Annotated in this window: 21 protein-coding genes; 18 read left to right on the forward strand and 3 right to left on the reverse strand. The window is 58.9% G+C overall.

Features of this window, described 5'->3' with window-relative positions:
- The 17 genes from ACNKID_RS03115 to ACNKID_RS03195 form a co-directional block, all read left to right on the forward strand.
- Nucleotides 1-1,374: methyl-accepting chemotaxis protein (locus tag ACNKID_RS03115; RefSeq protein ID WP_417911974.1), on the forward strand; the 1,374-nt coding region annotated here is incomplete at its 5' end.
- Between the two features lie 108 nt (nucleotides 1,375-1,482).
- Nucleotides 1,483-1,998, forward strand: coding sequence for a chemotaxis protein CheW (locus tag ACNKID_RS03120; RefSeq protein ID WP_417911975.1), 516 nt, complete (start codon nucleotides 1,483-1,485; stop codon nucleotides 1,996-1,998).
- A 5-nt stretch (nucleotides 1,999-2,003) separates the two neighbouring features.
- Nucleotides 2,004-2,372, forward strand: coding sequence for a response regulator (locus tag ACNKID_RS03125; RefSeq protein ID WP_417911976.1), 369 nt, complete (start codon nucleotides 2,004-2,006; stop codon nucleotides 2,370-2,372).
- Between the two features lie 58 nt (nucleotides 2,373-2,430).
- Entirely contained in the window at nucleotides 2,431-3,057 is a 627-nt protein-coding gene (locus ACNKID_RS03130; RefSeq protein WP_417911977.1) for a HAMP domain-containing protein, read from the forward strand.
- 74 nt (nucleotides 3,058-3,131) lie between these two features.
- On the forward strand, nucleotides 3,132-6,536 hold the full coding sequence (locus tag ACNKID_RS03135; protein ID WP_417911978.1) for a chemotaxis protein CheW: 3,405 nt from the start codon (nucleotides 3,132-3,134) through the stop codon (nucleotides 6,534-6,536).
- A 27-nt stretch (nucleotides 6,537-6,563) separates the two neighbouring features.
- On the forward strand, nucleotides 6,564-7,610 hold the full coding sequence (locus ACNKID_RS03140) for a chemotaxis protein CheB (protein WP_417911979.1): 1,047 nt from the start codon (nucleotides 6,564-6,566) through the stop codon (nucleotides 7,608-7,610).
- A gap of 49 nt (nucleotides 7,611-7,659) precedes the next feature.
- On the forward strand, nucleotides 7,660-8,574 hold the full coding sequence (locus tag ACNKID_RS03145; RefSeq protein ID WP_417911980.1) for an AAA family ATPase: 915 nt from the start codon (nucleotides 7,660-7,662) through the stop codon (nucleotides 8,572-8,574).
- A 45-nt stretch (nucleotides 8,575-8,619) separates the two neighbouring features.
- Nucleotides 8,620-9,396: an ABC transporter permease gene (locus ACNKID_RS03150; RefSeq protein ID WP_417911981.1), complete on the forward strand. Its 777-nt coding sequence runs from the start codon at nucleotides 8,620-8,622 to the stop codon at nucleotides 9,394-9,396.
- 5 nt (nucleotides 9,397-9,401) lie between these two features.
- Nucleotides 9,402-10,196: an ABC transporter ATP-binding protein gene (locus tag ACNKID_RS03155; RefSeq protein WP_417911982.1), complete on the forward strand. Its 795-nt coding sequence runs from the start codon at nucleotides 9,402-9,404 to the stop codon at nucleotides 10,194-10,196.
- Between the two features lie 28 nt (nucleotides 10,197-10,224).
- On the forward strand, nucleotides 10,225-11,259 hold the full coding sequence (locus ACNKID_RS03160; protein WP_417911983.1) for an ABC transporter substrate-binding protein: 1,035 nt from the start codon (nucleotides 10,225-10,227) through the stop codon (nucleotides 11,257-11,259).
- 14 nt (nucleotides 11,260-11,273) lie between these two features.
- Nucleotides 11,274-11,693: a PilZ domain-containing protein gene (locus ACNKID_RS03165; RefSeq protein WP_417911984.1), complete on the forward strand. Its 420-nt coding sequence runs from the start codon at nucleotides 11,274-11,276 to the stop codon at nucleotides 11,691-11,693.
- 43 nt (nucleotides 11,694-11,736) lie between these two features.
- On the forward strand, nucleotides 11,737-12,249 hold the full coding sequence (locus tag ACNKID_RS03170) for a HAMP domain-containing protein (protein ID WP_417911985.1): 513 nt from the start codon (nucleotides 11,737-11,739) through the stop codon (nucleotides 12,247-12,249).
- 14 nt (nucleotides 12,250-12,263) lie between these two features.
- Complete coding sequence (locus tag ACNKID_RS03175) at nucleotides 12,264-13,004, forward strand: sulfite exporter TauE/SafE family protein (RefSeq protein ID WP_417911986.1); 741 nt, start codon at nucleotides 12,264-12,266, stop codon at nucleotides 13,002-13,004.
- Between the two features lie 18 nt (nucleotides 13,005-13,022).
- Complete coding sequence (locus ACNKID_RS03180; RefSeq protein ID WP_417911987.1) at nucleotides 13,023-14,405, forward strand: chemotaxis protein CheB; 1,383 nt, start codon at nucleotides 13,023-13,025, stop codon at nucleotides 14,403-14,405.
- A 765-nt stretch (nucleotides 14,406-15,170) separates the two neighbouring features.
- Nucleotides 15,171-15,920 (forward strand): hypothetical protein, encoded by a 750-nt coding sequence (locus ACNKID_RS03185; RefSeq protein WP_417911988.1) that lies wholly within the window; start codon nucleotides 15,171-15,173, stop codon nucleotides 15,918-15,920.
- A 173-nt stretch (nucleotides 15,921-16,093) separates the two neighbouring features.
- On the forward strand, nucleotides 16,094-17,428 hold the full coding sequence (gene bioA, locus ACNKID_RS03190; protein ID WP_417911989.1) for an adenosylmethionine--8-amino-7-oxononanoate transaminase: 1,335 nt from the start codon (nucleotides 16,094-16,096) through the stop codon (nucleotides 17,426-17,428).
- Nucleotides 17,413-17,808 carry a PilZ domain-containing protein gene (locus tag ACNKID_RS03195; RefSeq protein WP_417911990.1) on the forward strand — a complete coding sequence of 132 codons (396 nt, stop codon included), beginning with the start codon at nucleotides 17,413-17,415 and terminating at the stop codon, nucleotides 17,806-17,808. The genes bioA and ACNKID_RS03195 overlap by 16 nt, the downstream gene beginning before the upstream one ends.
- 6 nt (nucleotides 17,809-17,814) lie before the next feature.
- Here the strand turns inward: ACNKID_RS03195 and queA are convergent, their stop codons facing one another.
- Genes queA through ACNKID_RS03210 form a run of 3 tightly spaced genes read right to left on the reverse strand, consistent with a single transcriptional unit; the run spans nucleotide 17,815 to nucleotide 20,723 of the window.
- Nucleotides 17,815-18,900 (reverse strand): tRNA preQ1(34) S-adenosylmethionine ribosyltransferase-isomerase QueA, encoded by a 1,086-nt coding sequence (gene queA, locus ACNKID_RS03200; RefSeq protein WP_417911991.1) that lies wholly within the window; start codon nucleotides 18,898-18,900, stop codon nucleotides 17,815-17,817.
- A 30-nt stretch (nucleotides 18,901-18,930) separates the two neighbouring features.
- A complete protein-coding gene (locus tag ACNKID_RS03205) occupies nucleotides 18,931-20,238 on the reverse strand; it encodes a replication-associated recombination protein A (protein ID WP_417911992.1) in 1,308 nt (435 codons plus the stop codon).
- Complete coding sequence (locus ACNKID_RS03210) at nucleotides 20,235-20,723, reverse strand: Uma2 family endonuclease (protein ID WP_417911993.1); 489 nt, start codon at nucleotides 20,721-20,723, stop codon at nucleotides 20,235-20,237. The genes ACNKID_RS03205 and ACNKID_RS03210 overlap by 4 nt, the downstream gene beginning before the upstream one ends.
- 266 nt (nucleotides 20,724-20,989) lie before the next feature.
- On the opposite strand from ACNKID_RS03210, the gene ACNKID_RS03215 reads away from it, so the two are divergent.
- Complete coding sequence (locus ACNKID_RS03215; RefSeq protein ID WP_417911994.1) at nucleotides 20,990-21,298, forward strand: hypothetical protein; 309 nt, start codon at nucleotides 20,990-20,992, stop codon at nucleotides 21,296-21,298.
- Nucleotides 21,299-21,477 lie beyond the last annotated feature (179 nt).

Raw genomic sequence — 21,477 nt, forward strand, 5'->3', positions numbered from 1 at the left:
CGCCAGGTTGCGTCGGAACGGGATCTGACTCTGAACGTGCCGGTCGCTTCGGGCGACGAGGTAGGGCAGATGGCTGCGGAGTTCAACTCGATGCTCATCGAGCTGAACAAGTCGTTTAAAGAGGTTGAGCAGGTTTCGCAGAAGGTTGCGAGCAACGCCCAGGACGTGGCAAACCGTGCGGCCGGTAACCGTGACCGCGCCGAGATCGAGGTGAAGCAGTCTGAAAAGACACGGGAGCTGCTGGAGACCATGGGCCAGACTGCCCAGCAGGTTGCGCAGGGCGCGAAAGCCCAGCAGGAATCGGCGCAGAAATCTCAGCACACCATCGCCGAGCTGCTCCAGTCGATGAACACCGTAAGCGGCGCGGTCATCAAACAGTCGAAAGAGGCTGAAACCGTAACCGACCGCGTAGGCGCAATGGGACAAACCGGCGCGATGGTTGTGGCCACGTCGAACGAGCAAGGTAAAATGGTTATGCAGGTGACGGCCTCGATGAACGAGATCACCGCCGCCGTGCGCAACATGGGTCAGGCGATCAGCAACGCCACCCAGCAGGGTCAGGAATCGCTGAAGGCCGCCAACCAAGGCCGCGTCGCGGTTGAGAACACGGTTGCCGGTATGAGGGCTATTGCTGAGTCCTCCGGCCAGATTTCTGAAATCATCGGCGTTATCACCGAGATCGCGGAGCAGACCAACTTGCTGGCTCTGAACGCCGCGATCGAGGCCGCCCGTGCTGGCGCACACGGCAAGGGTTTCGCGGTCGTTGCAGACGAGGTTGGTAAGCTGGCTCAGCGTTCCTCTGAAGCCGCCAAGGAGATCACGCAGCTGATCAAAGACTCGACCACCAAAGTTGAGGAGGGTACGAGATACTCCGAGCAGCTCCAGAGCGCCCTTGCGATGATCGACGCGAGCGGCCGTAACAACATGAAGTCCATTGAGGAGATCTCGGCGGTTGCCCAGGTTGTCGAGAAAGACATCCAGAGCGTCCAGCACTTGGTTCAGGAGCTGAACAAACTGGCCCAGCAGATCGCCACGATGGCCGGCGAGCAGGGTGTCCGCCGTAAAGCTGCGGAGGACGCTCTCGCCGCGATGGTGCAGCAGTCTCAGATCATCAGCGCGCTGGTTGCCGAAGCGACCGCAGGCTCGTCCGCCATTGACGGCGAGATGCGCGAGATTGTGCGCCGCACCGACATGCTGAACGAGATGGTTGCCCAGCAGGGCCAGCGCTCCGCCAACGCGATCAAAATCGCCCAGCAGTCCTTCGAAGGCGCGAAGAAGACCGTGGAAGGCGCGGGCACCGTTGTGTCGATCACCGACCAGCTGACAGCAGCTTCCGCCGCGCTGCGGCAGCAGGTTGAGCAGTTCAAGCTCTGATCTGCCGGAACCCCTCTTGTCCGACCGCTCCGCCGCTTTCCGGCGGCAGGGCGGTCGGTCAGCTTTCAACGAAAACGCGGGCCGCCCCGCGCAACGAGGAGACCATTCATGCCAGAGAGATTTGCAGCCGAAAGACGGGCTGCCGACCGGGAAGAGAAAGAGCAGCTCATGCAGCTGGTCGGCTTCACCATCGGCAAGGAGCAGTTCGGCGTGGACATACTCATGGTGCAGGAAATCATCCGTTCCGCGCCGATCACCTCGGTGCCCAACTCCCCTGATTTCATCGAGGGGGTCATCAACCTGCGCGGCAACATCATTCCAGTCATCGAGCTGCGCAAGCGTCTGAATCTGTACCGGAAGGAGAGCGCCGCCAAGGACGCGTGGATTCTGATCCTCGACATTGGAGGCCGCGTCACCGGCTTCATTGTCGACTCGGTCACCAAGGTTATGAAAATTATGGAAAGCACGATAGAGCCGCCGCCGGACGTGGTCATGGCCGGGCTGGCCAACCGCTACATCAAAGGAGTCTGCGACATCGGCGGCAGCCTTCTCATCCTGCTGGATTTCAACCGCATCCTGATGGCGGATGAGCTGCAGCAGCTCAGTTCAATCAGCGGAGAATAACTCAGATGAGCAAAAGGGTTCTGGTGGTCGATGATTCCTCCATGATGCGCAAGATGATAGTCAAGCTGCTCCAGCCGCCGGGACACATCGTGGTGGGGCAGGCGAAAAACGGCATCGAGGCTATTGAGCTGTACAAGGAGCTGAAGCCTGACATCGTCACCATGGACATCACCATGCGCGACATGGACGGGCTGGCGGCGGCGAAGGAAATACTGCGCTATGACAAGTCCGCCCACATCATCTTCCTCTCCAACCTTGACGAGGAGGTGTACCGGGCCGAAGTGGAGAAGCTCGGCGCACGCGGCTTTGCCAGCAAGCACAAAGCAAAAGAAATTCTGGACATGATCGAGGAGGAGGAAGGGAAAAAGGAATGAGGCCGGACGACCGACCGCCGCCCGCTGACAACATCTCACACCAACGGATTTGCCGCCTATGACCACCTTGTTACAGGCAGCGGACAGCGCGAGCCTGAAGAGCAAGGCGCAGCTCTTCTTTGTCTCAGCCTTTCTGCTGACTCTGCTCGCAGGCGCGGGCATCCTGATTGAACGCGGCGGCGCGGGAGGATGGGCCTCGGCGGTCGCCTTGGCCGCCGCAGCCACGCTGCTCTGTCTTCTGGCCGCCGCCGCCTTTCTTTTTCAAAGGCAGGTGCTGAAGCCACTGGCGGACGTGCAGCTCTCCGTGCAGGAAATGACTGAAGGCCACCTTGACCGACTCAGCCGCGTCAAACGGTCCGACGAGATAGGCCGTCTGGCTGAGACGGTCAACGATCTGGCCGTCAACATGCAGGAGGTGCTGCTTTTTGTCTGGAACCACAGCCAGCAGAGCAGAGAGCTGCTGGAGCGGGCCTTGGAGCGGATAGAGGAGGGATCGGCCTTGGCCGCTGCTCAGGAGGACTTGACCTTGCTGCGGCAGGACAACGAGGATCTGAGGTCGATTGTCACCTCGTTCAGCTATTTTGAAATCAGACTGGAGCACGAGCGGATGCTGGCCGAATCCGACTGCGGCAAAGACGGACGCTGCTGCGATGGCGGGGCCGCCTGCAAAGGAAGCGCGAAGTGAACGCCGCCGGCGCAGAGGAGAGCCGGAAGCGCGCAACATAAATTTGACAGTCAGACTGCGACAGGGTGATGATTATGATAGATTTGTCAATGCTGCCGGACTTCATCATCGAAGCGGCGGAGCATCTTGAGGAAATGGAGAACAGCCTGCTCCGCTTGGAGCAGCGCCGGGGCAAGGAAAGCCGGGAAATCATGGATGAGATTTTCCGTTCCGCCCACACCATTAAAGGCGCGGCCCAATTTGTCGGCATTGACCGGATTGCCGAACTGTCGCACAAACTGGAGAGCCTGCTTGACCTCGTCCGCAAGGGTGAGCAGCCTCTCACTCCCGCCGTCACCGACCTGCTTATCGAGGCCAAAGACCGCATCGCCCTGCTCATCGAGGAACTGGAGCGCAGCCAGAGCGAGCAGACCGAGGTCGCCGATCTGGTCGCCCGGCTCAAGGCTGTTGTCGAGGGCACAGCCGATGACAGTGTTCTGCCGTCCAGCGCAGCGCAGCCACCCGCCGCCGAGCCGGAGCTTCCGCCAGTGGAGGAGCCGCGCAAAGGCATATTGGCGGAAGAAAGCATGAGCGACGAGCACGACGAGGAGCTGTACAGCATTTTCCTGCAGCAGCTCAAGGAGAACATCCCCTTCCTTTACGCTCAGACCGTCGAGCTGTCGCTGTCAGTGGACAAGCAGGACGTGCTCTACCGCTGCAGCGACTCCATCAAGAGCCTGAAGTCCTCGGCCAACTACATGGGCTACGAAAAGCTGGCCAAGCACTACACCGACTGGCAGCGTGAGATCAACACCGCCATTGAGCAGCTTTCCTCCGGCAAAATGCCTAATCTCAGCTTCATGCAGGAATATATAGACGAGATCATCCGCTCATTCCCGCAGGCGATGGATGGCTACCAGGAGGATGCCGAGGCGGCGGGCGCGGACGGCAGGAAAACCGCCGACGGCTCTTTAGACTCCCTGTTCTCTGACGGACCGCAAGACAGCGGGGAGGATGATGGCGCGGAGCGGCGGGCCAATGATCTTGATCTGGCCTTGGACTCCATCTTCTCCGATGATGAGGAGCATGAGAATGAGCCTGAAGACGACGGCAGCCCGATATCTGACGAGGGAGCAGTGTCCGCCGTCTTTGACGAGGCCGACGAAGGCGAGGAGGAGGACGTTCCTGTTCCTGAGCCGGAAAAGAAACCGGAACCTGCGGCACTGGTCTGCGAGCTGTCCGAGGACGAGTACGATCAAGAGCTGGTCGCTATTTTTGTGCGGAAGCTCGAGAACGACACGCAGTTCCTGCGGGAGCAGCTCGCAGCCCTGCCTGCGTCTGCCGACAGGCTGGCCGTGGTTGAGAGCTGCCGGGAGGCGGCGGCCCGCTTGGCCTCTTCAGCCAATTATATGGAGTACCAAAGCCTGAGGGCCTTCTGCGGGGATTTGCAGCAGGCCCTCAAGGCGGATGCCGCCGCGTTGATCGCAGGCCGCCACCCGGACTGCGCCGCCACCCTGCGCCGCTTCTTGGATGAGCTGGTCCGGGTCTATCCTCAGCTCGCCGAAGCAGCTGTCCCGCCGCAGGAACAGCCCAAGCCTGCGCCGCTGCCAGCCGTTGCCGAAGGCACCTATGATTTTGACGGCGCGACAGACACGATCAAATCGCTGCTCAGCGCGCCGCTGGAGGATGAGAAAAAAGCTGCCCCACCAGCTCCTGTGCTGTTCACTGCTGCTGAGTCGGCCCCTGCGCCGGAGACCGCTGACGGAGCTGGAGCCGCAGACGATCAGGAGCTGTTCGTCCGCCTCAGCAGCGCCTTGGAGCGTTCGATGGCTTTGGAGGATGATGTTTCCGTTTCCGAATATCACATGGACAATGTGATCGGAAAAATCATCGATAAAAGCGAGCCTGAGGAGCAGGAGCAGTCTGCTGCGACTGAACCGGAATCCAAGCCAGCCACCGTGCCGGAGCCTCCGCCTAAACCCGCTTCTGTCCCGCAGGCTGAGGCGCGGCCTGCGGTTCCTGCTGAAGTAAAAGAGGAGAAAAAAGAGCTGCCGCCTGTTATCGACCATAAAGAGGCGGTGGAAGAGGAGTCGATGGCATCTGAGTCGTCTGATGCCACCGAAGAAGAGGCGGCTGAAGAAGAGCCTAAGAAGAGTGTCGCAGGCAGGAAATCCGCTGTTCGCAGCAGCATCCGGGTGGATGCGGAAAAAATTGACTATCTGATGAACCAAGTCGGGGAGCTGGTCGTCAGCCGCGCTTACTTCGCCCAGCTTGTCAACGAAATGCGCGGTCTCCAGCTCCTGCTTCAAGAGCGGGCCAAACTGAGCAAGGCCGAGATGAAACCGCTGCATGAATTCGCCTTCCGTCTGAGCGAGGCGGGCGTGCATCTGGGTCGCGTTTCCAACGAGCTGCAAGAAGGCGTGATGAAGATCAGAATGCTGCCGATTGACCAGCTCTTCAAGCGCTATCCCCGTTTGGTCCGCGATCTGACCCACCGCACAGACAAAGACATCCGCCTGATCACCAAGGGCGAGGAGACCGAGCTGGACAAGATGGTCATCGAGTCCATATCCGATCCGCTCATCCATATCATCCGCAACGCGGTGGATCACGGCATTGAGACCGTCACCGAGCGCAAGCGGCTGGGCAAGCCGCCGCAGGGCACCTTGGAGCTGGAAGCCTATCACGAGAGCGACCATATCGTAGTCGAGATCATGGATGACGGACGGGGCATCGATCCCAAGCGCATCAAGGCCAAGGCTCTGGAAAAAGGCATGTTCGACAAGGAAGAGCTGGACCGGATGGCGGACGATGAGATCATCCGCATCATCATGGAGGCCGGCTTCAGCACCGCCGAGAAGACCACCGAAACCTCCGGTCGGGGGGTGGGCATGGATGTGGTGCGCAAGAACGTCGAGCGCCTCAACGGCATGGTCGAGATCAGCTCGAAAGTGGGCAAGGGCACCCAGATGCGGATCAAAATCCCGCTGACCATGGCCATCATTCAAGCCCTGATGGTGAGGGTGGGCAAAGAAAAATTCACCATCCCTCTGACCTCGGTCGAGGAGACCCTGCGCATCTTCCGGCAGGATATCTCGCAGATCGAGGGAGTGGATGTCATCTACATCCGTGACACCACCATGCCCATTTTCCGGCTCGCCAAGATCTACAGCATCGACCGCTCGCACGAGGATGAGGATAAAATGTTCGTAGTCGTGGTCAGCACCGGTACCCAAGAGGTCGGCTTGGTCGTGGACGAACTGCTCGGCCAAGAAGAGGTGGTCATCAAGCCGCTGGCCGATTATCTGCGGGCAGGCAGCGGCTTCGGCGGCGCGACCATTCTTGGCGACGGCGGCATCTCGCTGATCCTCGACATTCCTGAGCTGGTTAAAATCGCCGGCGATGAGCAGGCGGACAAGCAGGCTCGGCGCACACTCAGTTTCAAGCGCAAACGGCGGCGAGGAACCACTGAGGAGGAGCAGCCGCATGCCGCTCATTAAGAGAGGCAGGGAGGCTGAAGAACAGATATGGACAAGAAATACAAAGTCTTGGTGGTGGACGATGCCACTTTCATGACCAAGGCGATCAGCGATCTGCTGGAGTCTGATCCTGAAATCGAGGTGATCGGGGTGGCCCGCAACGGCCTTGAGGGGCTGAAGAAGATCAAGGAGCTACATCCAGATGTGATCACGCTGGATATCGACATGCCGGTGATGGACGGCCTTCAGGCCATCCGCCACATCATGATTGAAGCCCCTGTGCCGATCGTCGTGCTCAGCTCGCTCTTCAGCGATGGCTCTATCACCTTTGAGGCCCTGCGCCTCGGCGTGGTCGATTTCGTCGCCAAACCTTCCGGGGCGATCTCCAGCGACATCCATGTGGCCAAGCAGCAGATTGTCGACCGGATCAAGCTGGCCACCTCGGTCAACTTTCAAAACATCCGCCGGGTGCGGGTGCGGCGGAAAAACGGTGCCGACCCGAGCCTGTCCCAGTCTCCCGGTCCGCTGCAATCGCTGGCGGTCATCGGCACCTCGCTCACCGGGCCGAACTCCTTCATCCGCCTGATGACCCGGCTGGAGGGCGGTCTGCCTGCGGCGGCGGTGATCCTGCTGGAGATCTCGCCGAAGATACTGCCCGCCTTTGTCGAAAAGTTCAACGAGTTCGCAACGTGGAAAATTGCTATTGCCGAGGACGGCAAAATGCTGGAGCAGGGAGTCTGTTACATTCAGTCCAACCTGCTGGCCCTGACTGTTGAGCAGGCGGACAAGCACGGCGAAGCCTGCTTCAAAATCGGCGGGCCGACCGACTCTCCCTTGGACACTCTCTTTATTTCAGCAGCAGCGGTGTTCCGCGAGCGGACGGTCGGGGTGTTGCTCACCGGCTACGGCGACGACGGTTCAGAGGGCTTCGCCGCCATTCAGAAGCAGGGCGGCAAAACAGTCGCCCAGAGCGTGGAGAGCTGCGTTTATCCTAATCTCACTGACTCGGCCATCAAACGGAATCGGGTGAATATGGTGGTGGAGGAAAGCAGGCTGGCCGAGGCCATCGCCTCTTTGATCAGAAAACAAAGCTGAGTGCGTTGCGCGGTCAAGAGCGGAATTTTGAAACAGCAGAGAGCAATCTATGATCATCACATGTGAAAAATGCAGAACCAGATACAGGATTGCGGACAGCGTCCTAGACAAGCCGGAGCTGAAGGTACGGTGTCATAAGTGCGGTCACCGTTTCATCGTGCAGCGGGCCGCCCCTATTGATGATGCCTTTCTCCTCCAAGAGGAGCTGCATCCCGACTACAGCCGGGTGATAGCGGTCAGCAACCAGAAGGGAGGCGTGGCCAAAACCACCACCACCCTCAATCTCGGCGCGGCCTTCGCCCGCATGGGCAAACGGGTGCTGCTGGTGGACTTTGACGTGCAGGCGAATCTCACCATCCTGCTCGGCTTCAGGAAGGCGAAATCCTTTTATGACGTACTGGCCGGTGGCGTGAAAGACATTGGCGGGGCGGTTGTGAAAACCAAATACGCCAACCTCTCCCTGCTGCCTTCAAGCAGCAAGATGGCCCTGCTCAAGAAAAAATATCTGAGTCAGCATAATTTTGAATATCTCCTCCGGGACAGGCTGCGGACCATTCAGGATAAATACGACCATGTGTTGATCGACACGCCGCCGTCGATTGAATTTTTTACCCTCAACGCCTTGGTGGCCGCTAATCTGGTGGTGGTTCCCTCCACCTGCGAGTACCTCTCCATGCATGGGGTCAGTCAGATTCACGATGTCATTGATGTCCTGAAAAAAGGCATCAACCGGGAGGTGGAATGCAAGGTGCTGATCACCATGCACCATCCGCAGAACACTTCAGAAAAGGTCATCTTTGACAAGCTGCGCCAGACTTACCGGGACAATTTGTTCAAAACGGTGATTGAGGCGGACGACAGAATGCAGGAATCGCACATTGTCAATGAGCCGATCAGCTACTACGCGGAAACAAGCCGGGCGGCCAAGCAATACATGCAGCTGGCCGAAGAGATAGCCGGATGAACCCGCCGGGCGGCGGGAACCGCTCTGACTGATGACGACACGCCAATGAACTCCTCTCTCACTAAAAAAATCGCGCCGTTTTTGTCCTTCACCGTACTGGTGCTGCTTTGGGAGGCCACTGTGCGGCTGGCCAAACTGGATGCCCATGTGTTGCCTAGCCCAAGCCAAGTCTTTTTCAGCATGATTGAGCTGATCCGCAGCGGCGCGATTTTCAAGCACATCATTGCCAGTCTTTTCCGCGTCACGGCGGGATTCCTTTTGGCCACCGCGCTGGGCATTCCGCTGGGCATCATCTTGGGACGAAGCCGGATAGCCTACATCCTTCTGCACCCGATCATCAATTTTCTCCGGCCCATCTCGCCGCTGGCGTGGATTCCTTTGGCCATGCTTTGGTTCGGTATCGGCGACAAGCCAGCAGTTTTTTTGATTTTTTTGGCAAGTTTTTTCCCGATAGCCGTGGCCACCACTGTGGCGGTGCAGTCTATCAATCCGACTTTTTTTCACGTCGCGGCCAATTTTGACTTCAGCCGTTTGGAAGTGCTGCAAAAAATCGTCATTCCGGCCATTATTCCGCCGGTTATCACCGCCCTGCGCCTGAGCGTGGGCATTGCGTGGATTGTGGTGGTGGCCGCAGAGATGATGGCCGTGCAGTCCGGCCTCGGCTTTCTGATTCTGGATGCCCGCAACGGCCTGCGCTTGGATTACGTCATGGACGGCATGATCGTCATTGGCATGATCGGCATCCTGCTGGACCGCCTGATGCGGCAACTCGGCACAATTGAATCTGCCTCCTGGGGCATCCGGCATGAAGAGGAGGACTGAAGAAGATGGGACATATTTCTGTTAAAAATCTCCACAAACAGTTTGTCAACCGCCGGAGAAACAAGCGGGAAGACGACGCGGCTCCCTACGGACAACCGGTTGAAGTGTTGGAAGATGTCAACATCGAGATTGAGGAGGGAGAGATGGTCTGTCTGCTCGGCCCTTCCGGCTGCGGCAAATCAACCCTCCTCCGCATCATAGCTGGATTTGAGAGGCAAAGCTCCGGCTCTGTGACCATTGACGGCAAGGAAGTCACCGGACCAAGCTCAAAAAACATCTTTGTCTTCCAGCAAAGCGGCCTGCTGCCGTGGATGACGGTCTGGCAGAATGTGGAGCTGGGTCTGCGCCGGATGGAGAATAAAAATGAACAATGCGAGCGGATTCAAGAGTACATCGACATGGTCGAGCTGGACGGATTTGAGGATCATTATCCGCATCAGCTTTCCGGCGGGATGCAGCGGCGGGCCGAGCTGGCCCGCGCCTTGGCGGTCAATCCTGAAATCCTGATTATGGATGAGCCGTTCAACGGTCTCGATTTTCTCACCCATATGAAGATGAGGGAGGAAGTAGTCAACATGCATCTGCTGCTCGGCAAAACCATCTTCATCGTCACCCATGACATTGACGATGCTCTGATCATGGGCGACCGGATCATTGTTTTCAGCCGCCGTCCCTCGCAGATCAAAATGAACCGCAAGCTGGACTTTCCGCATCCGCGCAATTTATTTAAAAAAGGCGCGGAACTTTGCGAGCTGAGGGATGAACTGTTCTTCATGCTGGGTGTGAACTACGCCGTCTGACGAAAATTTACCTCGAGAAGGAGTTGCTATGAAATCTTGGAAAATAATTTTGGGTGCAGCACTTGCCTTAGCAGTGATCGCCGGGCTGTATTTTATGACACAGGATTCTGTCCCCACAGTCAGCAGCAACCACCAAGCCTCGGCCGGAGCAGGCAAGGAACGGAAGGTGTTCAAGATGGGCTACATGCCGGTGATCACCAACTTGGCGGCACCGCTCCTGAACCATGTGAGTAAAGACAAAGGCGATATCTATTTTGAGGCCCTGAAATTCAGCTCTTTCGCTGAAATGGGTTCCGCGCTCCGCAACGGCAACATTCAGGCCGCCTTCATCATCGCTCCGCTGTCCGTGGTTCTGCGGCAGCAGGGCGTGGACGCGAAGGTGGTGATGATCGGCAATCGGCATGAAAGCACATTAGTGGCGAAAAAGGAACTCAACATCACCAAATTTGAAGACTTGGCCGGAAAAAAGGTCGCAGTGCCGATGCGTTTTTCCGGTCACAATCTTGCCCTGCTGGAGGAGATGGACAAGCGCGGCATGAAGGGCCAGCTGAACATTGTTGAGCTGAATCCGCCGGACATGCCTTCGGCAATGGCCGCAGGCTCGATGGATGCCTATTTTGTCGGCGAGCCGTTCGCCGCCAGAAGCTTGGTCAACGGCTCTGCGACCCTTGTTCATCATGTTGAAGATTTATGGCCGGGTTTCATCTGCAATCTTGTTGTTGTCAGACAGGAAAGCATTGCGCAGGATCCAGAATTGATGCGGCAGTTCGTGCGTGGCGCGGCCCGCGCCAATCTTTGGGCCAAGAGCCATCAGGAACAGGCCGCCGAAATCGCCGCCCAATATTGGTCGCAGAAGCCTGACGCGGCCAAGCTCGTCTTCAGCAGCCGCACTGTGGTGTTTGATAAATTTGTACCCAAGCAGGAGGAAATGCAGCAGATCGCCAATCTGATGGTCAAACATGGTCTAATTGAAAAGAACAATATTGACGGGCTGGTGGATGATCAGTTCGCCGCTTCGGTTAAGATTGAGGACGTGCGTGAGCTGACCGACATCCTTCAGTGAAAGGAGCAGCAAGCATGACAGCAGGGACGATGACAGGAAAATGCAGGCGAGAATGTCCGAGACTTGACCGCCAAGCCAGTCTGATGGTGACACGGCTGCAATACCCGATGACGAATCTGGAGGCCAAGCCCGCCGTCACCAAAAATCTGGCTGAGAATGGTCTCTGCTTCACCACCGAGGAGCTGTATGAGCCGGGCACGATACTCCAGCTTGCCGTGGAGCTGCGCGGCTGGCAGCATTATCTCAACAACATCATCGCCATCCTCGACGCAGGCTCAGCCTCCAAGCCGCTGACCGCGATCGCGGAAGTGGTCTGGGCGCAGCATTTCGAGGACGAAGGGACATACGACATCGGGGTGCGTTTTAAGGATATCTACGAGGACGACCTGCGGGCATTTAAGAAGTATCTAGAAAAATTGTTTAAAAATCCCTGATCGGGCTGCGATGCGTTTCTTTAAGAGCGGCCTTCAGCGCCAGATGGGTTTTTATATTCTCTTTATCGGCATCGTCTTTCTGACTATGGCCGTGGAAATTGAGCTGTTCCTCCGGGGCAAGGAGGTGCTGGGCCTGCTGCGGGAACAGCTCGGCGGCATGGCGGCAGCAGACTTGGTCAGCCGCATCCTCCTTAAGGCACGGGTGATGCTGAGCACTTTGCTGCTGGCCATAGGGCTGGTGATGATGCTTTTCATAAAGCGAATCATGTTTCCGCTGGAGCGGATCATCGAGCGGACGCGGGCGATGAGCGCGGGTGATTTCTCCGCAGCCCTACCTGAAGAGAGCCGCGATGAACTCGGCGAGCTGGCCCGGCACATAAACGACCTTAACGCCAACGAGCAGGAGCTGATCCTGCTGACAAAAAACATGACAGCACAGCTCCGGCAGACTCTGACCGCAGGGGACGAGGCGGCGAAAGTTGACGAGGCCATTGAGCTGATTGACGAGATGGAGGAGGCCTTGGCCGAATTCGGCAGGAGCTTTTATCAGTGCTGACCATGAACTGGCCGATGCTTCCCTTAGGCTTGGTGATAGCCACTGTGGCCTTGTTCTTTGGGCTGGGCGGCGGAGTGCTCTGGATGCCGGTGCTGCTCACGGTGGTCAAGTTGCGCCCGGACGAAGCCCTGCTCTGCACCATCGTCATTCAGACCTTCGGCCAGCTCAGCGCCACAGCGAGCAACAGCCGGGCCGGACTGGTCAGCTGGCCGGTTGTGCGGCTGCTGGCCTCTGTCGGCCTGCCCGGCGTGCTCGTCGGCGTGCTGGTCTCTTTTCTCATCAATCCGCTCTACATCAAGCTCTTCCTCGGACTGGTCATTTTTTTCATCGCCTACGCCTTCATGCTCGGCGAAGACTTTTTTGTCGATGGCTCGGAGCAGGCGGACATGGACATGGTCCGCCGCCGGGGCAGTCTCATCACGGCAGCAGCCAGCGTGCTCACCGGCTTCCTCGGCGTGGGCGTGGGAGACTGGCTGGTGCCCTTCCTCAACATGCGCTGCGGCTTGGCTATGAACCGCGCGGTGGCCACCTGCATCGCCCTCATGCTTTTACTTTCCGCTGCCGCCGTGACCGCGCAGCTCCTGCTGGGCCGCAGCGTTCTCTGGCAGGTGACCTTTCCCGCTGTCATCGGTGTGCTGCTTGGTGCCCAGCTCGGGGCGCGGCTGCTTCAGAAGGTGCCGGAAACCCGTTTCAAAGAGCTGTTTGTCCTCATGCTGGTCTTTGTCGCCACTCATGTCACCTTCAACGCCCTGTAGGCTCAACGCGGTCCGGTCATGAAGAATCACGCCGTAAAAAACGGCTTTGTCGGAGAAATCGAGGGCCTCGGCTTGGTTGACATTGTCCAGTTCGCCTGCCTGTCCGGCGACGACCGCAAGCTGAGCGTTCTCAGCGAGGACAATCTCGGCGTGCTCTATTTTGCCGACAACGAGATCATTCATGCCGAATTTGGCGAGCTGACCGGCGAGGAGGCATTCTACCGGATCATGAGCTGGTCTTCCGGCACGTTCAGCATGATCTTCGCCAAGACGAACCAGCGCAGCATTGACTCTTCGTGGAATTTTCTCCTGCTGGAGGCCGCCCGCCGCATTGACGAGCAGAACAAACCTGCCGCCGTCAACAAAGACAGCGGGCCGTATCTGCCCAAGGTGCTGGTGGTGGATGACTCCCGCTTTTTCACCAAGGCCTTTGTCAAGCTCTTTGAGGATCAGATTCAGGCCAAGGTGATCGGCACGGCCACCAACGGCAAAGAGGCGTTGAAGTTCCTTGAAATGCAGACCCCGGATTTGGTCACTCTGGACATGACCATGCCGGTGATGAGCGGCGACGTGGCTCTCAAGCACATCATGATCCGCTCGCCCGCGCCGGTGGTTTTGGTCAGCAATTTCAACGAGCAGCTTTCGTCGCGGATGATGGACTTCCTCCGCTACGGGCCGGTGGACGTGGTGGCCAAGCCGGTCAGCCCGGACTCATGGCGGCTGATCAGCGAGCGGCTTCAGTATATCCTGATGAATGTCCGGGAATTCTGTGTTGACAACGTCAGCCGGGCCAAATCACCCAAGCTGGCGGAGGAAAAATCCGTCCCCAGCCGCCCGGCGGAGCAGCTTGTCATCATTCTCGGCGGTCTGGGCGGCATTCTGGAGCTGCAAAAAATCATTCCGGCCTTGGTGCGCAGCGACAAGACGGCGGTGATGGTGCTGCAGAACATGTATCCTGGCATCGACCGCCACTTGGCCTCATATTTTGATGCCTACACGCCCTATGCCGTGACCTGTCTCGACGCGGACGAGGCCCTGCTCGGCGGTCAGTGCCGCATCGGCAACTGCCACGGCAGACGGCAGATTGTCCTCCGTCAGGGCGCGCCGCTGCTTTCCGTCAAAGAAAACAATATGAACGGGATTTCTCTGGATGCGGACAACCTCCTGCATTCAGCGGCGGAGGTCTTCGGAGCCAAGCTCTCGGTGGTGCTCCTCAGCGGTGTGGATGTGGATCTGAAGCTCGGCATGGAGGCGGTGGTGAGCAAAGGAGGAATGATCATCCTCCAGGAGCCGGAATCCAGCCTTCTGCCCGGCCCGCTGGAAGCAATCAAGTCCTTGGGCTTTGAGGAATGCTGCCTGAAGCCGGAGGATATCCCCGCCTTTCTTGCCGGACGCATCTGAGCCGGCTCAGCGCTTCTCAAAACTCCACCTGTTCTTCTTGTTCAAGCGGCCTGTCCTTTCGAACGCGGCGGGAAATCCCCAGCTCTTCAGGAGATTCCTCCCTTCGGCCGGAAGGGACAGATCAGCGTCATGTTTATGACGCTCCTCGCTGAAGACGAGGACCGGACGGCGGAAAACGCTCCGCAGCAGGCTGGAAATGCCTCATTCCTCGCTGGCAATGAGGCGTTGCCAGCTGGCAATGGGTCATTCCCCTCTGGCAATGGCTCATTGCCAGAGTGAAACGTGGCATTCCCTGCTGGCAATGAGGCATTCCCTCTTGGCAATGAGGCATTGCCAGCTGGCAACGGGTCATTCCCCTCTGGCAATGAGCCATTGCCAGAGTGAAACGTGACATTCCTTGCTGGCAATGAGGCATTGCCAGAGGGGAATGCGGCATTCTGAGCCGGAAAAACGGCGTTTCCGAGCGCGAAAACAGCAGCGGCGCGAGGAAAAGAGGCGGTTGCGGCTCGTTTTTCCGCCTGCGAAGCGGAGATCAAGGCATTGGCGGCGTTGACGCGCCCTCTGGCTGCTGCGGCGCAGACAAAGGCGGAACCGGCTGACTGACATGGCTTGCCGCCAAGCTGAACAGGCGGCGGAAATCCCATGATCCTGATTTCTGCCTGCCGGGCTTGACACCGCGCTGCTTTGTGGGATATTCAGTTAACATTGTGTCCGGCAAATATATTGCCGATGACGGAGCAAACCCGGAAAGGAGGAGCAGAGGAAATGGTCATCACTGTGAAAAAGGCAGCGCTGTTCAGCGTCTTGGCGTTGGCGTTCAGCGTGGCTGGCGGCAGCACGGCAGCAGAAGCAGGCGGCAAGGACAGCAAGCCTGCCGCATCTGTTGCGGCACCATTCACTCCGGCTGGCGCAGTTGTTTCGGCTGCCCCGCTTGCGGAGGCCGGCGGCAAGAAGGTCGAGGTCACGGATGCTTCATTCCGCTGTCTGCACAAGATGGAAAAGGTGCGCAGCATGTATGTGGACAACCTGCTCGGCGATTTGAACGGCACCCTGGCAGTTGCCAAGTCCTCGGACGGCGGCACGTATCCTCCTGGCTCGCTGCTCCAGCTCTTCCCCGGCGAGGTGATGGTGAAGCGCGAGAAAGGGGCCAATCCTGCCAGCAACGACTGGGAATTCTTCATGCTGGATGTGACTGCCGACGGTGCCAAGATCAAACAGCGCGGCTTTGAGCCGGTGCGGAACATGTTTGGCTCCTGCACATCCTGCCACAGCCAGGCTGCCCCCAAATGGGACATGGTCTGCGAGAAAGGGCATGGCTGCCCGCCGATCACCTTCCCCGGCGGCATCAACAGCGCAGTGCTCACCACCGCTCTGCAAAAGACTGACAAGCGCTGTCCTTCTCCTGAACCGCTGACAGCAGAGGAAATTGCGGAGCTGGACAAACTGAAGAAAGTGCTTGAGGCGCAGGCCGCAGCCCAAGCCGGAGCAGCCGCCCCAACTGGCGGGCAGCGGTAACACGCCAGCAGTGTCCGCCGCTTTGAGCAGGCCGTTTTCCTCTGGGAAAGCGGCCTTTCTTTTTGTGCAACAGAATCAGGCAGGTTCTGCTGGAGAACAGAAGCATTCTCTTGCGCATCGTTCACGCAAGAGTTATGCTGTGCTGATTAATCATGTTTCAGAATTATGCAGCCATGCTTTCAGCGTCCGCCGACATCGCCGCCTTTGACCGTCAGCATCTCTGGCATCCCTACGCCTCAATGACTGAGCCGCCTCTGGCACTGCTGGCGGAATCAGCCAGCGGCGCACGCATCCGTCTGCGCGACGGGCGCGAGCTGATTGACGGCGTGTCCTCGTGGTGGACAGCGGCGCACGGACACAGCCATCCGGCAATCATCGCTGCTGTCCGCGCTCAGGCGGAGAAAATGGCTCATGTCATGTTCGGCGGCCTGACCCACGAGCCTGCGGTTGCGCTGGGCCGTCTGCTGCTGAAGCTCGCGCCTGCCGGGCTGGAAAAGATCTTCTACTGCGACTCTGGTTCAGTGGCTGTGGAAGCAGCGATGAAGATGGCGATTCAGTTTCAGCTGGCGCGGCGGCTGCCGGAGAAATGCCGTTTCCTCACTGTGCGCGGCGGCTATCATGGCGACACCTTCTTGGCCATGTCGGTCTGCGATCCAGAGGGAATGCACAGCCTCTTCAGCCGCGTTCTGCCGCAGCAGCTCTTTGCTCCGCGCCCGCAATGCCGCTTTGAGGAGGACTGGCAGCCTGAGGACACAGCGGAGCTGGCCGCGCTCTTGGAGCAGCATCGCCATGAGGTTGCGGCGGTGATCATTGAGCCGATATTCCAAGGCGCAGGCGGGATGTGGTTCTATCATCCCCAGTATTTGCGCGAGCTGCGCCAGCTCTGCGACACGTTTGATGTCCTGCTGATCTTTGACGAGATCGCTGCTGGCTTTGGCCGCACCGGTAGCATGTTCGCCGCTGAACATGCTGGAGTCAGCCCAGACATCTGCTGCATCGGCAAGGCCCTGACCGGCGGCTGCATGACCTTGGCCGCCACGCTCTGCACGGACCATGTCGCCCGCACTGTCTCTGAAGGCAGTGAAGGCCGACCGGGACTGTTCATGCACGGCCCCACCTTCATGGCCAACCCGCTGGCCTGCGCGGCGGCAGCAGCATCCCTCACGCTGCTCATGGAAAGCGGCTGGCAGGAACGTGTTGCGGCCATTGAGCGTCAGCTGCGGCAGGAGCTGGAGCCAGCCCGCTGCTTGGACAGCGTCGCTGATGTGCGGGTGCTGGGTGCAATCGGGGTGATTGAGCTGCGGCAGCCTGTGGACACCGCCGCCTTGCAGGAGTTCTTTGCCGGGCAGGGCGTATGGCTCCGGCCCTTTGGCAGACTGATTTATCTGATGCCGCCCTTCATCATCAGCACAGCTGATCTGAGGCGGCTCTGCTCCGCCGCTGTCGGCGCGGCGCAGCTTCATTCCAACCAATCCTTCAGCAGGGCAAGGACATGGCAAACACCGTAGGCATACGCCGGTTCACCCGGATCAATTTTGAGCAGGATGTGCTGCTGGACTTCGGGGCGAAGAAGTATGAGCAGAGCATCTGCAACCTGAGCTTGGGCGGCATCTGCGTCAAAGGGCAGTTCGAGCAGCATGAGGGCGACTCCTGCAAGGTCGAGCTGCGGCAGGCCGGGACTGTCGGCCCGGCGGTGGAGTTCCAAGCCAAAGGCAGAGTGGTCTGGATCAACGGAGAAAACATAGCGATCGAATTCACCGAGATGGAATACGACAGCTTCCTCTTTCTCCAGACCGCGCTGCTCTATCAGGCTGATGACCCCCTCTTGGTCAGCAGCGAGTTTGGCAGGGATGTCACCTTTCAGGTGCTGGAGGATGACAAGCTCTGAGGAGGGCTATTCTTGAGCGATGACCGCCATCGCGTCGCCGTAGCTGAAGAAACGGCACTGCTGCGCGACGGCCTCGGCATAGGCGGCTAAAAGCTGCTTGCGTCCTGCCAAGGCGGAGACCAGGAAGAGCAGCGAGGACTGCGGCAGATGGAAGTTGGTGATCAGGTTGTCCACCGCCTTGAACTGCCAGCCCGGACAGATATACAGGCCGCAGAGGCCCTCCAGCGGTTCCAGCTTTCCAGTCCGCTTCGCTGCGAATTCCAAGGTGCGGGCGGTGGTGGTGCCGATCGCCCATATCCTGCCGCCCGCAGCCCGTGTTGCGTTCACCGCCTCAGCTGTTTCTGCTGGAACACGGACAAACTCCTTGTGCAGCTCATGCTGGCGGATGTCCTCGCAGCGCACCGGAGCAAAGGTGCCGTAACCAACATGCAATGTCACAGCGGCCTGCCGCACACCCTGTCCTTCCAGCTTGGCCAGCAGGCTGCGGCTGAAATGCAGCCCGGCAGTGGGGGCCGCCACTGAGCCGACATGTCTGGCATACTCAGTCTGATAGCGGAGCGCATCCTCAGGAGTGCTGCCCTCTGGTCTTCTGATGTAGGGCGGCAGGGGCAGCTGTCCGTGCCGCTCCAGCAGCAAGGCCAGATCAGCGGCAGGCGGATAGATCAGCCTGACCCGGACTTTGCCATCCTCCATCAGCTCTTCCACGCAGGCTTGGAGATCATCGGCAAAGTGGAGCAGACTGCCGGGCTTGGGCCGCTTCGAGCTGCGGAGCAGAGCCAGAGCGGCAGCCTCGCCTGCCTGCTGCGCTTCAGGGAAGTGGAGCAGCAGCAGCTCAACCCTGCCGCCGCTGGCCTTGCTGCCAAGCAGACGGGCCGGAAAAACCTTGGTGTTGTTCAGCACCAGCAGATCGCCGGGCCGGAGGAACGCGCCTGCTTCATCGAAGCGGCGGAACTCTGTCTTTCCCGTAGCGCAATGCAAAGCCAGCAGTCTGGATGCCTCACGCCGGTCAGCAGGACGCTGGGCAATCAGTTCGTCGGGCAGGGCATAGTCGTAGGCGGAGAGACGGAAATCCTCTGGGATGTGCTCGGTCATCGGAAAAAAGAAAATGCTTGATAGGTGAATTCAGCCGCGCCGCTTTCCTGCCCGCTGCCGCAGCATCTCCCGCCATTTGATCAGCCGCTCCTTTACCACCGCTTCATAGCCGCGCTCTGTAGGCTGGTAGAAGGTTTTGCCCGACAGCTCCTCTGGCAGATGCTCCTGCGTGGTCAAGGCATCCTGCTGATCATGCGCGTATTCATACCCTTTGCCATAGCCGATGTCCTGCATCAGCTTGGTCGGTGCGTTGCGCAGATGCAGCGGCACCGGCAACGAGCCGCTCTGCCTGATGGATGCCCGCACCTTCTTCTCGGTCATATACAAGGCGTTGCTCTTTGGCGCGGTGGCAAGATACACTGCGGCCTGATATAAGGCAAGCTCTCCTTCCGGCGAGCCAAGCAGGTGATATGCCTGACGGCAGCTCAACGCCACTTCCAAGGCCCTTGGATCGCTGATGCCCACATCCTCGCTGGCAAAACGGATCAGCCTGCGGGCGATGTATAGCGGATCTTCGCCGCCAGCCAGCATCCTGCCCAGCCAGTAGCAAGCTCCGTCCGGGTCGCTGTCGCGCAGGCTTTTGTGCAGGGCGGAGATGAGGTTATAATGCTCCTCGCCGTTCTTGTCATAACGCAGCGTCCGTTCTTGCAGCACCTCGGCGACAAGCTCCTTGCTGATCAGACCCGCGCCGTCCTTCAAGGCCAAGGCCGCTGCTGTTTCCAGGCAGTTGAGGGCACGGCGGCAATCGCCCTCGGCAAACTGAGCGATCAGCGCAAGGGTCTGCGCATCAGCAGTCAGTCCTTGCCCGCCAAGTCCGTGCTTGGCATCTTCCAAAGCCCGGCGCAGGATCTGGACAATATGCTCAGGAGCCAGCGGTTTGAGCAGCAGCACCTGACAGCGTGAGAGCAGCGGGGCAATGACTTCAAAGGAGGGATTCTCAGTGGTCGCGCCGATCAGGGTGAGCAGGCCGCTTTCCACATGCGGAAGAAAAGCGTCCTGCTGGCTCTTGCTGAAGCGGTGTATCTCATCAACAAAGAGCACCGTGGCCGCCTCCTGCCGACGCGCCTCAGCCTGCCGCACGATTTCCCGCACCTCTTTCACCCCGGAAAGCACGGCGGAGAAAAAGACAAAATCCGCCTGCACGCTGCTGGCAAGGATGTTCGCCAGCGTGGTCTTGCCGGAGCCTGGCGGCCCCCAGAGAAGCAGCGAAGGCAACCTGTAGCCGTTGATCAGCTCATGCAGTAGCCTGCCCTTGCCGATTAAGTGTTCCTGTCCGGCGAAATCAGCTATAGAGCGGGGCCGCATCCGCTCGGCAAGGGGGCTACATGCAGCATTCATGCGTGGCTGCGTCGGGCAAGGACTGCGGGAAAGCCGAAGCAGAGCGCGGAAGCCCCCAGCTGGCCGGTTTGGTCAAAGAACTCCATATCGCCGCTCTCTTGACAGAACCATACCTCTTTCGCGCCGCTGGCAAGATACAGCGCCTTCTTCTCGGTCAGCTCTTCCGCACTGCTGCCGGAAGGAACGATCTCCACGCAGAGTTCCGGCGCAGCAGGGTACGGAGTTGCAAAGCCGTGCCGGGCCATGAACGCATCGGAGGCCCATGCGACATCCGCCACCTTGACATTCTTGGCGGTGAGGATGCTGACGTGAGCGGAGACCTCGCCTGTCCCCATCAGACGCATCAGGTGCATGGCGAGCCATACCTGAAGATTGCCGTGCCGGTTGGACGCAGGACTCATGACAATATTCCCCCATTCGTTCAATTCAATCTTGAAAGGCAGGTTTTGCAGCTGCGGGTGCCCGGCTACCTGGTTCCATTCCATGAACATCTCTCCGTTGCGGTGACAAGCGCGCTGCGTTTTCTCGTCTGCAGCTTGGCCTTTCAGCGTAAAGCAGCCTCCCAGCTTTGTCAAGCGAAAGATCAGCGGCTCCGCGCCAGGAGGGAAGAGCGTCACCCTGTGGCAGCCAGCAGGACAGGCGTTTTCGATTGCTTAAGCCGGCGCGGAATGATAATCTATTGTATGATCAAGATTGTTCTGCGCGATCAGCAGGCGGAGGACCAACTTTTCGCTCAGAGGAGAACGTCCTGATGAAACTGCCAAGAAAAAGCCACCTTGTTATTGTCAGCTGGACATTGTTCGGAGCCGCCGTGCTTGTTCTCCAGCTCTTCGGTTTGGTGCATATGCGCTCCTGGAATCCCACCTGCCACGACATCAGCTTGATAGCAGGTGCCATCGCCTCATTCAACATCATCGGCATTGCTGTTCTGGCACAGAACCACGCCGCCTGCGGGCCATGTCTGCTGACATGCGGGATGGTTGGCAACAGCGTCTCCCTGCTGCTGATCACCACGGTGACAGCGGCTTATGTCTTTGAGGAATTCTGCTTCCGCATCTGATCTTCAGCTCAATCCCTTTCTCTTCCATGCTCCAGCAGCATCTGCGGCCAATCGGCTTGGAGGTGGCCCAAGGCCGCTCTTGAGCAGGCGGCGGCAAGGCAGGCCCTGACAGCTGTCAAGCCAGGCAGGGCGCGGAACGGCCAAGGAGAAGGGCGGCGGAAAACATCCTAGGATGTTTC

Source organism: Candidatus Electronema sp. TJ (assembly GCF_048287355.1).
Classification (GTDB): domain Bacteria; phylum Desulfobacterota; class Desulfobulbia; order Desulfobulbales; family Desulfobulbaceae; genus Electronema.

Excerpts from the sequence above, each read along its gene's own strand:
- ACNKID_RS03120 (WP_417911975.1), top strand. The coding sequence starts at position 1,483 with ATGCCAGAGAGATTTGCAGCCGAAAGACGGGCTGCCGACCGGGAAGAG.
- ACNKID_RS03125 (WP_417911976.1), top strand. The coding sequence starts at position 2,004 with ATGAGCAAAAGGGTTCTGGTGGTCGATGATTCCTCCATGATGCGCAAG.
- ACNKID_RS03130 (WP_417911977.1), top strand. The coding sequence starts at position 2,431 with ATGACCACCTTGTTACAGGCAGCGGACAGCGCGAGCCTGAAGAGCAAG.
- ACNKID_RS03135 (WP_417911978.1), top strand. The coding sequence starts at position 3,132 with ATGATAGATTTGTCAATGCTGCCGGACTTCATCATCGAAGCGGCGGAG.
- ACNKID_RS03140 (WP_417911979.1), top strand. The coding sequence starts at position 6,564 with ATGGACAAGAAATACAAAGTCTTGGTGGTGGACGATGCCACTTTCATG.
- ACNKID_RS03145 (WP_417911980.1), top strand. The coding sequence starts at position 7,660 with ATGATCATCACATGTGAAAAATGCAGAACCAGATACAGGATTGCGGAC.
- ACNKID_RS03150 (WP_417911981.1), top strand. The coding sequence starts at position 8,620 with ATGAACTCCTCTCTCACTAAAAAAATCGCGCCGTTTTTGTCCTTCACC.
- ACNKID_RS03155 (WP_417911982.1), top strand. The coding sequence starts at position 9,402 with ATGGGACATATTTCTGTTAAAAATCTCCACAAACAGTTTGTCAACCGC.
- ACNKID_RS03160 (WP_417911983.1), top strand. The coding sequence starts at position 10,225 with ATGAAATCTTGGAAAATAATTTTGGGTGCAGCACTTGCCTTAGCAGTG.
- ACNKID_RS03165 (WP_417911984.1), top strand. The coding sequence starts at position 11,274 with ATGACAGCAGGGACGATGACAGGAAAATGCAGGCGAGAATGTCCGAGA.
- ACNKID_RS03170 (WP_417911985.1), top strand. The coding sequence starts at position 11,737 with ATGGGTTTTTATATTCTCTTTATCGGCATCGTCTTTCTGACTATGGCC.
- ACNKID_RS03175 (WP_417911986.1), top strand. The coding sequence starts at position 12,264 with ATGCTTCCCTTAGGCTTGGTGATAGCCACTGTGGCCTTGTTCTTTGGG.
- ACNKID_RS03180 (WP_417911987.1), top strand. The coding sequence starts at position 13,023 with ATGAAGAATCACGCCGTAAAAAACGGCTTTGTCGGAGAAATCGAGGGC.
- ACNKID_RS03185 (WP_417911988.1), top strand. The coding sequence starts at position 15,171 with ATGGTCATCACTGTGAAAAAGGCAGCGCTGTTCAGCGTCTTGGCGTTG.
- bioA (WP_417911989.1), top strand. The coding sequence starts at position 16,094 with ATGCTTTCAGCGTCCGCCGACATCGCCGCCTTTGACCGTCAGCATCTC.
- ACNKID_RS03195 (WP_417911990.1), top strand. The coding sequence starts at position 17,413 with ATGGCAAACACCGTAGGCATACGCCGGTTCACCCGGATCAATTTTGAG.
- queA (WP_417911991.1), bottom strand. The coding sequence starts at position 18,900 with ATGACCGAGCACATCCCAGAGGATTTCCGTCTCTCCGCCTACGACTAT.
- ACNKID_RS03205 (WP_417911992.1), bottom strand. The coding sequence starts at position 20,238 with ATGAATGCTGCATGTAGCCCCCTTGCCGAGCGGATGCGGCCCCGCTCT.
- ACNKID_RS03210 (WP_417911993.1), bottom strand. The coding sequence starts at position 20,723 with ATGGAATGGAACCAGGTAGCCGGGCACCCGCAGCTGCAAAACCTGCCT.
- ACNKID_RS03215 (WP_417911994.1), top strand. The coding sequence starts at position 20,990 with ATGAAACTGCCAAGAAAAAGCCACCTTGTTATTGTCAGCTGGACATTG.